This window comes from Longimicrobium sp. (assembly GCF_036399255.1).
GTDB lineage: Bacteria > Gemmatimonadota > Gemmatimonadetes > Longimicrobiales > Longimicrobiaceae > Longimicrobium.
Map to the genome: position 1 here is coordinate 1 of NZ_DASWNM010000043.1, position 11,907 is coordinate 11,907.

Here is an 11,907-nt window from a genome sequence, read left to right on the forward strand (position 1 = left end):
GCTCGCACGAAATCCTGCGCGCCGACTGAGAAATCTACTGTCTGCTGCTGGTGCCCCGCTGCACCGCTCCGGCACTGGCCCTGTCCGCCCGTGTCGTAGCCGCAAGGTAAGCACGGGCTACCGCGTCTGCCCTCCAGCAAACCGACAGGGGATTCCTCGGCCCTGCAACCTCAGGTGTGAAAGCAGGCTACGGCGTGGCCGGGCCTCGGAATGACAGCGCTAGTAGATCTGCCTGGATGCGCAGCGTCCGATTCTTAAACACGCTCTCAGGAAGTCACCGCTTCGTGGCGAGCTTGAAGGTTTGGCAACACCCTCCTAGACGATCCGCCCATCGTCATCCCTCCCGAAAAAACGCGGATGGCTCCCTCCCGCATTCCATCCCTCGCCCGTTCCCGGACGCCCACGCCGGCTCGTGCTTCGCCGACAGGCGCGCCATGCCTCCGCTCACCTCCACCAGACGCCGACCCGCGAGAGCCGCGGAACGGCACGAGAAAACTCCGTCGACGCCGTGTGAGTTCCCCCCTGCTGCGCAGACCCTTGCTCACCGAACCTGGGCCAGCACCAGCGGCATCCGGCCCGCCGTTGCCGGCTGTCCCCTGTAACCTATTCCCTATTCCCTATTCCCTGTCAGGGCCCCGGCTCGACCGAAAAAGAATCCCGCGGCGGATCGCTCCGCCACGGGATTCCCTGCGCGTGGTGCCCGGCCCGGGGATCCGCTCCCGGGCCGGGGACCGTCCGCCGTCAGCTGGCCGGCGTGCTGACGATGGCGCTGGTGGCGAAGACCGAGCAGCCGGAGACGTTGCACGCGCGCACCTGATAGCGGTACGCCCGGCCCGCCAGCAGCCCGGTGTCGGTGTGGAGCACCGCGTTGGCCGCCGGCGTGGCGACCACGGCGAACACGGGCCAGGTGCCGTCGGGGTTGCGCAGGGCGCGATACACCTGGAACGACGTCTCCACCGCGCCCGGGTCCGTCCACGTCAGCCGGAGCTGGCTGGCGCTGAGCGGGGTGGCCGCCAGGCTTCCGGGTGCCGCCGGCACCGGCGGAATGGTCAGCGTGGCGCTGACGGTGCCCGCCGAGCAGCCCGCCGCGTTGCAGGCGCGGATGCGGTAGCGGTACGCGCCCACGGCCAGCCCGGTGTTGTTGAACAGCACCTGGTTGGGCGCCAGCGTGGCGATGTCGGTGAACGCCCCCACCACCCCCGCGCTGCTCACCGGCGCGCGCGAGACCACGAACGAGGCCTCGTTGGCGCTGGCGTCCGTCCACTGCACGCGAATGCTGCTGCCGGAGGTCACCGTCCCCGTCACCGCCGGCGGGGCGGCCGGCAGGGTGGGCGGGGTGACGATGTTGCTGGTGGCCCAGGGGGAGCAGCCCGCCGGGTTGCAGGCCCGCACGATGTAGCGGTAGGCCTGCCCCGCCACCAGCCCCGTGCTGTTGAAGCTGGTGGCGTTGGCCGCCACCGACGTCAGGGGGGTGTAGGCGGGCCAGGTGCCGTCCGCGTTGCGCTGCGCGCGGCTGATGTTGAAGAGCGTCTCGTCACCGCTCCCGTCCGTCCAGGTGAGCGCGGCGCTGGTCCCCGACGTAACGGCGGCCACCAGGTTGAACGGCGCCGACGGCGGCGCGGTGGCGATGGACACCGTGGGCGTCTGCAGCCAGGCCGAGCAGCCCGCGGCGTTGCAGGCGCGCACCTGGTACTGGTAGGTGACCCCCGCCGTGGCGCCCGTGTTCAGGTAGACCACGGCGTTGGCCGCCGTCGTGCCCACGTCCGTCCACCCGCTCCACACGCCGTTGGACGACAGCATGCGGCGCCACACGTTGAAGCTGGTCTCGTTCACGCTGCCGTCCGCCCAGCCCACGCGGATGGCGCTGGTGGAGGCGGCCAACACCGTCGGGTTCAGCGGCGCGGCCGGCGGGCCGCCGCTGGTGGCCGCCAGCGTGGCGCCCGAGTACGCGCTGAACCCGTACACCATCACGTAGTACGTCCCCGGCAGCGGCGACGTCACCTCGCAGCTCTCGTCATTGTAGGCGGCGCCCGACGCGCAGTCGAACGTGCTCGTGGTGGGGATGGCGCCATAGCGCACGAACAGGTCGGCGTCACCCGTGCCGCCCGTGGTGGCGATGCGCAGGCTGGTGGCCCCCGTGGGCACCTGCACCGCGTAGAACTGCTGGCTGCCGGCCGCGCCCGCCAGCCCGGTGCGCGGCGTGCCCACGGCCAGGAGGGTGGGCGACACGATGTTCACCGTCACCGCCACCTGCGCCGAGGGGGTGGGGGCCGCCGGGTCCGTTACCGTCAGGGTGGCCGTGTGGGTGCCCGCCGCCAGCGCGGCCGAGTTCACGTTGGCGCTCAGCCGGGCGGTAAAGCCCTCGGTCAGGCGGCCGTTGGACGGGTCCATCGCCAGCCAGGGCTGGCTCCCGGCGGCCGTCCAGTTGAGCGCCGTGGTCCCCGTGTTCGACAGCGTCACCCCGCCGGAAAGCACGGTGCTGCTGCCCACCTGCTGGCCCTCGGCCCCCGACGGGGTGCCGGCCTTCTTGGACGGCGCCGTGCCCGCGGACTGGAACGGCTGCGCGGGGGCGTCCGCCGACACGCCCGCCGCGGCCGTCGCGCTGGCCACCGGCCGCACGAAGGTGAACGAGAGCGACGAGGGGTTCAGCTCGATGGCGGCCCCCGGCGCCGGAAGGGTGAGCAGCGAGAACAGCAGCCGGTTGGGCGAGCCCACCGGGTCGGTCACCCGCCCCGAGGTGCTGCTGGCCAGGATCTGCGCGGCCACGGTGGCCGGGGTGGCGGTGGGGCTGCCCTGCAGGTACAGCGCGGCCACGCCCGCCACGTGCGGCGAGGCCATCGAGGTGCCGCTGATCGTGTTCGTGGCCGTGGTGCCGCTGTGCCAGGTGCTGGTGATGTTGCTTCCGGGCGCGAACAGGTCCACGCAGCTGCCCCAGTTGGAGAACGACGACCGCACGTCGGTGCTGGTGGTGGAGCCCACCGTGATGGCGTTGGGCGTGCTGGCCGGCGACACGCCGCAGGCGTCGGAGCTCTCGTTGCCCGCCGCCACGGCGTACACCACGCCCGAGGCGATGGACGTCTGCACGGCCGTGTTCAGCGGCGCGTACAGGCCGCCGCCCAGCGACATGTTGGCTACCGCCGGCTTCTGCGCGTTGGCGGTCACCCAGTCCACGCCCGCGATCACGCCGGACCACGTGCCGTCGCCATAGCAGTCCAGCACGCGCACCGCCACCAGCTGCGCGGCCTTGGCCACGCCGTAGGTGGTGCTGCCGATGGTGCCGGCCACGTGCGTGCCGTGCCCGTCGCAGTCCTGCCCGTTGTAGCCGTCGCCGATGAAGTCGGCGCCCACGCTGGCGCGCCCGCCGAACTGCGTGTGCGCGGTAAGGATGCCGGTGTCGAGCACGTACACGCGCACGCCCGCGCCGGTGGGGGTGTAGGTGTACGTGGTGTTCAGGGGAAGCGTGCGCTGGTCGATGCGGTCCAGCCCCCAGGTGGCCCCGGTCTGCGTGGTGCTCTTGCGCACCTTGCCGTCCTGCGCCACGTACGCCACCCGCGGGTTGCGCCGCAGCTCCTCGACCGCCGCCGCCGGCAGCGTGGCGGCAAAGCCGCTCAGCGCGGTGCCGTAGGTGTGGTGCACCTTGCCGCCGTGCGCCGCCACCACCTCGCGGGCCACCGCGTTGGCGGTGCTCACCTGGCTGCCGTGCAGCACGACCACGTAGCGGCCGGGCACCGCGTCCGCTCCCGCCGCGATCAGGGGCGCCAGCTCCACCCCGCCCGCGCTGGCGCGGGCATTGGTGGGAAGCTCGGCGCCGCGCTGGTCGCACGCCGCGAGCGCGGCCGCCAGCGCCAGGGGGACCAACGGAAGGAATCTTTGTGGCTGACCCATGTGGTGGTGCTCCGGATCAAGGATGGGGATGCGCCTGCGGCCGGGGGGTGCGGTCCGTCGAGGGGACAACGGGGAACGGCGCCGGACACGGAAACCCGTGCCGTATTCGCGTGTTTTCAGGAAAAAGCCGACGGAGCTGCGCAGGCGGGGGCGGCACCTGGACCGGTGCCGCGGGGAGAATAATCAATCGGTCCCATTTCGGCAATGGAACTGCCTCACCGGAACGTAGCAGCCGCTTCGGGGAGTGAGGGGGACGGGGCAAACACCGGGACGGGGCGGGCACGCAAGCGCGTGACTTCCGGAGGATCTACTCTCACACCAGATTCCCGGCTCGATTGTGCATTCCCCCACAGGCCGTCTCATCCTCATACCAGATCCAGAAAAAGAAATTAATCGTACAGAGGAACAGAGTCAGACAGAGGAGCAAGATGATATTTCAGCTCGCTTTCTCTGTCTGACTCTGTTCCTCTGTACTTCATGAAGGTTCTGTTTCCGCGGCTTCGGTATCACGATTACACGGAGGACACCGGAGAAGACAGGAGGACCGCCTTCCTATCTCTTCCGCAGGTCGCGCCCCGTCATGGCCGCCGGCTGGGGGACGCCGATCAGCCCCAGGATGGTGGGCGCCACGTCGCACAGCGCGCCGTCGTCCATCCCCGACGCCGTCCCGCGCCCCTCCGGCTCCACCAGGACGATGCCCACGGGGTTGGTGGTGTGGGCGGTGTGGGGGCCGTTGGTCTGCGGGTCCCACATCTGCTCGCAGTTGCCGTGGTCCGCCGTGACCAGCAGCGTGGTCCCCGTGTCGCGGCACGCCTGCAGCACCTGCCCCACCCCCGCGTCCACCGCCTCCACTGCCCGCACCGCCGCCTCCATCACCCCCGTGTGCCCCACCATGTCGGGGTTGGCAAAGTTGCAGACCAGCACGTCGTACTTCAGGGAGCGGATCGCCTCGACCAGCCCTCGGGTCACGTCGGGCGCGCTCATCTCCGGCTGCTGGTCGTACGTGGGCACGCGGGGCGAGGGAACCAGGCGGCGGTCCTCGCCGGCGGGCGGGTCCTCGATGCCGCCGTTGAAGAAGTAGGTGACGTGCGGGTACTTTTCCGTTTCCGCCGTGCGAAAGCTGGCCAGGCCGTGCGCGGCCAGCACGTCGCTCAGCTTGTCGTTCAGCGGCTGCGGCGGAAAGGCGGCGGGGAGGGAAAAGTCCTCGTCGTACTGCGTCATGGTGGCCAGGCGAATGCGCGGGCGGTCCGGGCCGCGGTCAAAGCCGTCGAACGCGTCCGCCGCCAGCGCGCGCGAAAGCTGGCGCGCGCGGTCCGAACGAAAGTTGAAGAAGATCACCGCGTCGCCGTCCCGCATGGTTCCCAGCGGCGTGCCCGCTTCGTCCACCACCACCCGCGGCTGAAAGAACTCGTCCGTCTCGCCCGCGGCGTACCCGCCGGCAATGGCCTGCGCCGCGTCGCGCACGGGCTGGCCCTCGCCGCGCACCAGGGCGCGGTACGCCTTTTCGGTGCGGTCCCACCGCTGGTCGCGGTCCATGGCCCAGTACCGCCCCATCACCGTGGCCACCCCGCACCCCTCGCCCCCCGCGCAGCGCCCCAGCAGCTCCGACAGGTAGCCGTGCGCGGAGCGCGGCGGCGTGTCGCGGCCGTCCAGAAAGACGTGCAGGCGCACGCGGGGAACGCGGTGCGCGGCGGCCAACTCGGTAAGCGCCAGCAGGTGCGTGTCCACCGCGTGCACCCCGCCGGGGCCGATGAGCCCCATCAGGTGCAGCGTGCCGCCGCGCTCCACGGTGCCGCGCAGCAGATCGGTGAAGACGGGGTTCTCGGCGAACTCGCCGGACTGGATGGAGGTGGCGATGCGCTGCAGCGACTGCATCACCACGCGCCCCGCGCCCAGGTTCATGTGGCCCACTTCCGAGTTGCCCATCTGCCCCTCCGGCAGCCCCACGGCGGGGCCGTGCGTGGTCAGGCGGGCGCGGGGGTAGCGCCCCTCTTCCCACAGGTGCTTCCAGGTGGGGGCATTCGCCGAAGTGACGGCGTTGTCGGGGGTGGGCTCGCGCAGCCCCCAGCCGTCCAGGATCACCAGGCAGACGCGCGGCCGGCCGGCGGGGGGCGTGGGATCAGGCATGTTGCAGTATGGGCGGCGGATAAGTGTATTGACACGATCGACCGGATGGACCTATCTTGGCGCCATCCCGTTGCACGCACGAGCAAACTAGGCCGCGCCAGGAGTGTTTCGCCACCCCGGCGCACCCGTGCATTGCGGCGCAGGACCCAGTTTTCGCCGCACCCGACCGCCGCGCAGCCATCGCGCCCGCGCGGCCCTGCCGGACCCCCGCGTCTGCAATGACGCACCGGCCGCAACGCCGGCGCCGGTCCGCTGAACATCCCTGATCCTGAAACCGACATTCGCTCCGGGCGCTTGCGCACCCGGTTTTGTCCGCAGTTCCGCACGTCCGCAGCACAGGAGTTTGCATGCAGCCCGCCCGCCGCACCGCCGCCACGCTCGCCGCTCTCGCCATTGCGGGAGGAACCCTGGGTGCCTACGTCCCCAGCCCCGCCCTTCCGCCTCTTACGTGGTCGAACGAGTCGCCCGGGCGGGTGGTGCGGCACGGCGCCGAGGACGCGGTGCGGCTGGCCAGCGGCGCATTCGGCACCAGCGGCAAGCTGCGCGCGGTGGTCACCGACCCCAACCGCCCGCTGGAGCTTCCGCTGGAGTGGGCCGACGTCAACACCAGCCCGCTGGACGTGGCCTACCGCTGGGAGCCGTTCGCGGGCACGTCCATGCGCTCGCTGCTGGGCGAGGGGCAGCTGATGCACGGGTTGCGCGCGCCGGCGCAGGCGGGGATCTGGCGGCTGCGGCTGCGGGCGCCGGGGTGGAGCGAGGACCTGAACGACCTGGCCGTCATCACCCGCGTTCCCTTCAGCGAAAAGCGCAACGGCTACCTGAACGGCTACCGCATCGGCACCTACAGCACCGAGAGCTCCGGCCGCTTCGACCGCTACGCGCCCCCCGCCGGCTTCATCGAGGTCACCCCCGAAAACCAGGACCTGCAGGTCAGCGAGCACTTTCGCCTGCGCAACTTCCTCACGAAGGACCAGTTCAGCGTGTGGCCCAAGTACCTGGCGCTTGACCTCAAGCTCATCGACAAGCTCGAGCTGGTGATCCAGGAGCTCAACGCCATGGGCATCCGCGCCGAGCACATCGCGGTGATGAGCGGTTTTCGCACCCCGGCGTACAACGACCAGGGGGTGGGCGAGGGCGGCCGCGCGCAGCTCAGCCGCCACACCTACGGCGACGCCAGCGACGTGTGGATCGACAACGACCGCGACGGCTACATGGACGACCTGAACGGCGACGGCCGCCGCGACACCGAGGACGCGCGGGTCATCCTGCGCGCCGTCGACCGCATCGAGCGCCGCCACCCGGAGCTTACCGGCGGCGCCGGCATCTACCGCGACAACGGCGCCCACGGCCCGTTCATCCACATCGACGTCCGCGGCAACCCGGCCCGGTGGTAGCGGACGGAAGTGCGGAAGTGCGGAAGTGCGGAAGTGCGGGAGTGCGGGAGTAACGGCGGTGTGAAAGGGGCCGGCTTCCCAGGCGGGGGCCGGCCTCGCTTCGTCCCCGGTCCGTTGCCACACGAGGAGATCCACCGCATCGTCCCCGTATGCACTCACGCACTCACGCACTCACGCACTCACGCACTCACGCACTCACGCACTCACGCACTCACGCACTCACGCACTCCATGACGGCCGAGTCCGCCCGCGCCTCCGACTTCCCCGCGATCGTCCGCCTGCTCACCGACGCCGCGCTCCCGCACGACGACCTGACGCCGGAGCACCTGCGGCACTTCCTGGTGCTGCGGGACGGGGATGGGATCGCGGGGGTGGTGGGGATGGAGGTGGCGGATGATGCGGGGCTGCTGCGCTCGCTGGCGGTATCGGAAGGCCGGCGGGGCGGGGGATTGGCGGCGCGGCTGGTGGATGCGCTCGAGGCGCGGGCCGCGTCCGCCGGCATCCGCACGCTCTACCTGCTGACGACGACGGCGGAGGACTTCTTTGCGCGCCGCGGATACGCCCGCGCCGATCGCGCGGCGGTGCCGGACGCGATCGCCGCTACGCCGGAGTTCCGCGGCATCTGCCCCGCGAGCGCCGCCTGCATGTCGAAGGCGCTGGTTCCGGCGGCGGTGTAGGTGGGAGACTCCGATCCTTCTCCCTGAACGCCCACATCTGTCATTCCGAGGGAGGCTCCGCGAGGAGGCTGGGCACTCGCACGGTACCGTGGCGCCGACCGAGGAATCTACTGTCGGGCTGCTCGTGGCTGGCGTCGGCGCGCCACACCCGCGGCCGGCTGTGTCCGGCTCCGTCGTGGCCGCGAAGCCGGTGCGGGGCTGCCGCGACTGCCCTCCAAGCGGCCGAGGCTGGATTCCTCGGCCCTGCGACCTGCGGCGCGGGGGACGGTCCGGAGTGGCCGGGCCTCGGAATGACAGACTTTGTACGGCGCCGAAACTACAGGGGTTCGGCAGCCGCGGCTGCAATCCACGAAGGCGGATCTGGTGATGCTGCAGCCGCGGTTTATGCCCATTGCGGATCGGAATTCGGCGATCGCCGGGTTGCGGACGCGCAGGTGCTTCGGATGCCGGATATGGCCGGGCCGCCGAGTCCGCGCAGGCGGACTTTGCGATTTTCCCGCGGCGAATTCATTCGCTCCAGCGGGCGGACGCACGTTGCCGGATTGGAATCGCAACGGGCATCAACCGCCGAGACAAGGCCTGCCGTCGCTGCCTCCCGCTACTGCGTGGCCGCACCCGCCGGGGCCGCGCCGGCCGGAGTCGCCGCGGGGGCCGCGCGGTACGCCTGCGCCACGGGGCGGCCTTCCCAGCGCGCGGGGACGGGGACGCCCAGCAGCCAGAGGGCGGTGGCGGCGGTGTCCATGGTGCGGATGCCGGTGGGCAGCTCGCCCGGCTGCACGGCGGCGCCCCAGGTAATCCAGGGAATGCGTACGTCCTCCAGCGCGTCGGTGCCGTGGTCGCGGCCGCGGCCCCCGTGGTCCGCCGTAATGATCATCACCACGTCCCCGCCAAACCGCTCCACCGCCGCGCGCCGGATCTGCTCCACGGCCGCGTCGGCGCGGCGCACGGCCCAGCGGTACGGCGTGCCCATCCACCCCGTGCTGTGGCCCGCGATGTCGGGGTCCGGAATGTGGACGAACAGCAGGTCCGGCTGGTGAAAGCGCAGGTAGTGGATGACGTTCTGGGTCATCTGCGGGGCCAGCACGATCTCCAGCCCGCGCGGCGCCTCTGCCTCGTCGGGCGCGTCGGGGTGGATCAGGTGGCGGAACTTGGCCTTGCCGAAGAACGCCGCCGTCCGCAGGTGCGCGCTGTCGGCCATGTCGAACATGGTGGAAACCCGCACGCGCCCCTGCGCATCCACCTGCTCGTCGTTCCAGGTGATGCCGTGCACCTCGGGCGAGACGCCGGTGATCATGCTGGTGTGCGAGGGCAGCGTGCGGCTGGGCATGATGGTGCGCGCGTCCAGCGAGTACGCGCCCTCGCGCATCATCCGCTGCAGGTTGGTGGCGCCGGACGCCTCGATGGCGTCGGCCCGCAGCCCGTCGATGGAGATGACGATGACGTGCCGCGTGGGCGCCGCGGCCCGCTCCGGCGCGTACGCCGGAATGCTGGACGGCGCGCAGCGCGCCAGCAGGGGGATCAAGGCGAGCAGCGCGGCCGTGCGCCGCGCCCGGTTCATCCGCATGGTTCCGCAACGTCAGGGTTGAAGGTCGTATCGTCTTGCGCTACACTCTTGTAGCCAGCCGTGTGCCGCGTGGCAAAAAGCCTGCGCGCGCGAGCGTGAATCTTTCGCGGGCCGGTCCGCGTATCATCGCCCTGAACCGGCGAAGTTCGCTCGATTGGACGATTCCGCCGCTCCTCCCGGGGCGGCGTGGAGGGAATCAAGGGGATGTATTGCTCCACCTGTGGGTCCAAGGTGCCCGATGGCCGCACGCGCTGCGACACGTGCGGCGCGCCCGTGCAGCAGCCGGCCAACTACGGCGTCACCGCCACCACCACCGTCAGCTTTTCCGCGCCTTCGGGTGCCGGCCTGGCGCCGCTCGCCCACCTTACCTGCCCCAACTGCGGCTTCCAGGGCGAGGGGGTCAGCTACTTTTCGCGCGGCGGGCCGGTGCTGGGCGCGCTGCTGCTGGCGCTGATGACGCTGCCCTTCATGGGCGCGGGCGGGCTGGTGTACTACTGGATGCGCCACGACTACCGCGTGTGCCCGCGGTGCGGCGTGTCGTGGGGCAAGCGCAGCGAGCGCGTGCGCGCCCTGGCGGCGTCGTCGGAGCGCACGGGCGTTCCCGTGCACGCCGGCCCGGAGCGTGAGGTGTCGGAGGACGCGCGGGGAATGCGCATCGGGGCCTACATCCTGTTCGCCTTTGCCTTCATTCTGATGATGGTGGGCCTGGGCGAGGGCGAGCCCGGGGCGTTCATGACCGGCGTGGTGTCGGCGGTGGGCGGCGCGGCGATGTGGCGCGGCGCCAACAGCGCCCGCGAGGAGCGCCGCGCGGCGCTGCTGGTGGCGCTGCAGCAGCCGGTGCTGCGCCTGGCGTCCGGCCGCAACGGCGTGCTGACGGTGACGGACGTGGCCGCGGCGCTCAACTGGCCCATGCCCCGCGCCGAAAAGGTGCTCAACTCGCTGGAAGACGGCCTGCGCGTGGCCAGCAGCGTGACGGACGAAGGGGTGATCGTCTACGAGTTCCGCGAGCTGATGCACGCCCCGCGCGTGTCCGCGGCGCAGATGGACACCCTGCTGAGCTCCGGTGCCGCGCCCCCCCAGGCGCAGCACGCGGCCATGCCGCTTCCCCACGACGGCACCCTGAGCGCGTAACGCGCCGACGCCAGGCTTGCGTCGCGGCCGGGCGAGCACTACATCGTTTCGTGTTTCGTGTGCCACAAACCTTCCGAACGGCGGTGAGCCCCATGAAGCGAAGCGGCGGTCTGGTATTGGGATCCGGCAACCGCACCGGCGGAACCCTTGGCGGTTCCGGCAACCGCAGCGGTGGATATCTCGGCGGATCCGGCAACCGCACCGGCCTTGGCCTGGGGTCCGGCAACCGCAGTGGCGGATTTCTCGGCGGATCGGGGAACCGCGCTGGTGGCGGCACGTACGGGTCCGGTGGCTTCGTCGGAGGCGGACGATGATCGGCGGCGGCTACCGCGGCAGCGGCCACCAGCGCGCCCCCCGGCCCAGCGAGCGATCGGGTCTGATGTTCGGCAGCGGCCACCAGCGCCGGCCCAGCGGGAGGTCCGGCCTGATGCTGGGCAGCGGCCATCGGGTCAGCGGATGGGTCGCGATCGGAGGATGAGCCGAGCGACACCCAGGTACGTGAGCCGCTGATTCCACCTGCCGTCGTTTGCTTCGCGATCCATTCCATCATCATCAACGCCAGGCTGTGTCGATCCCGCGCATCTGCCCGGGGAAGACGTGGCTGATCGCGCTTCATACGCTCTCGTAGCGCCGGAAATCAGGCGCGAAAAAACATCGCCCCCGCGGACCCCGGCTTCCGGGGCGCCCGCGGGGGCGACTGACTTCATACCGAAGCCGCAAGACAGTGGGTGCGGACGATCACTGTCCTTCTGAGGAAGGCGTCGCTCCGGGCCGTCCGGGACGCGCAGCGGCTCTGTGCGCCGACCGAAGAATCTCCGTCGGAAACGGGCGGGCCTCTCGCGCGAACCCGGCGTAGCCGACGCGATGCTGCGCCCATCCGGCAGATTCTTCGGCCGGCCTTCAGGCTGGGGTGCATCCGGACAGGACCGGGGGTGCGCCTCCCTCAGAGCGTGTTCAAGAATCCGACGTTGCGCATCCAGGCAGATCTACCAGCGCTGTCATTCCGAGGCCCGGCCACGCCGTAGCCTGCTTTCACACCAGAGGTTGCAGGGCCGAGGAATCTACTGTCGGATTGCTGGAGGTCAGACGCGGCAGCCCGTACTTACCTTGCGGCTACGACACGGGCGGA

6 protein-coding genes are annotated in these 11,907 nt (G+C 71.0%); 3 read left to right on the top strand and 3 right to left on the bottom strand.

Features of this window, described 5'->3' with window-relative positions; genetic code table 11:
• Positions 1-741: 741 nt before the first annotated feature.
• Both VGC13_RS07310 and gpmI read right to left on the bottom strand, forming a co-directional pair.
• Positions 742-3,858 (bottom strand): S8 family serine peptidase, encoded by a 3,117-nt coding sequence (locus VGC13_RS07310; protein WP_331124574.1) that lies wholly within the window; start codon positions 3,856-3,858, stop codon positions 742-744.
• A gap of 579 nt (positions 3,859-4,437) precedes the next feature.
• Positions 4,438-6,012, bottom strand: a complete 1,575-nt coding sequence (gpmI, locus tag VGC13_RS07315; RefSeq protein WP_331124575.1) for a 2,3-bisphosphoglycerate-independent phosphoglycerate mutase — start codon at positions 6,010-6,012, stop codon at positions 4,438-4,440.
• A 347-nt stretch (positions 6,013-6,359) separates the two neighbouring features.
• On the opposite strand from gpmI, the gene VGC13_RS07320 reads away from it, so the two are divergent.
• Complete coding sequence (locus tag VGC13_RS07320) at positions 6,360-7,406, top strand: hypothetical protein (protein ID WP_331124576.1); 1,047 nt, start codon at positions 6,360-6,362, stop codon at positions 7,404-7,406.
• Between the two features lie 230 nt (positions 7,407-7,636).
• Positions 7,637-8,083, top strand: a complete 447-nt coding sequence (gene arsN2 / locus VGC13_RS07325) for an arsenic resistance N-acetyltransferase ArsN2 (RefSeq protein WP_331124577.1) — start codon at positions 7,637-7,639, stop codon at positions 8,081-8,083.
• A gap of 598 nt (positions 8,084-8,681) precedes the next feature.
• Here the strand turns inward: arsN2 and VGC13_RS07330 are convergent.
• Complete coding sequence (locus VGC13_RS07330) at positions 8,682-9,647, bottom strand: alkaline phosphatase family protein (protein WP_331124578.1); 966 nt, start codon at positions 9,645-9,647, stop codon at positions 8,682-8,684.
• Positions 9,648-9,878: 231 nt separating this feature from the next.
• Here VGC13_RS07330 and VGC13_RS07335 point away from each other — a divergent pair, with 231 nt between their 5' ends.
• Positions 9,879-10,778, top strand: a complete 900-nt coding sequence (locus tag VGC13_RS07335; RefSeq protein ID WP_331124579.1) for a hypothetical protein — start codon at positions 9,879-9,881, stop codon at positions 10,776-10,778.
• The last annotated feature ends 1,129 nt before the right edge of the window (positions 10,779-11,907 follow it).

Bases quoted from the DNA above. Each gene is read 5' to 3' on its own strand.
- gpmI (WP_331124575.1), bottom strand. From the start codon at position 6,012: ATGCCTGATCCCACGCCCCCCGCCGGCCGGCCGCGCGTCTGCCTGGTG.
- VGC13_RS07320 (WP_331124576.1), top strand. From the start codon at position 6,360: ATGCAGCCCGCCCGCCGCACCGCCGCCACGCTCGCCGCTCTCGCCATT.
- VGC13_RS07330 (WP_331124578.1), bottom strand. From the start codon at position 9,647: ATGCGGATGAACCGGGCGCGGCGCACGGCCGCGCTGCTCGCCTTGATC.
- arsN2 (WP_331124577.1), top strand. From the start codon at position 7,637: ATGACGGCCGAGTCCGCCCGCGCCTCCGACTTCCCCGCGATCGTCCGC.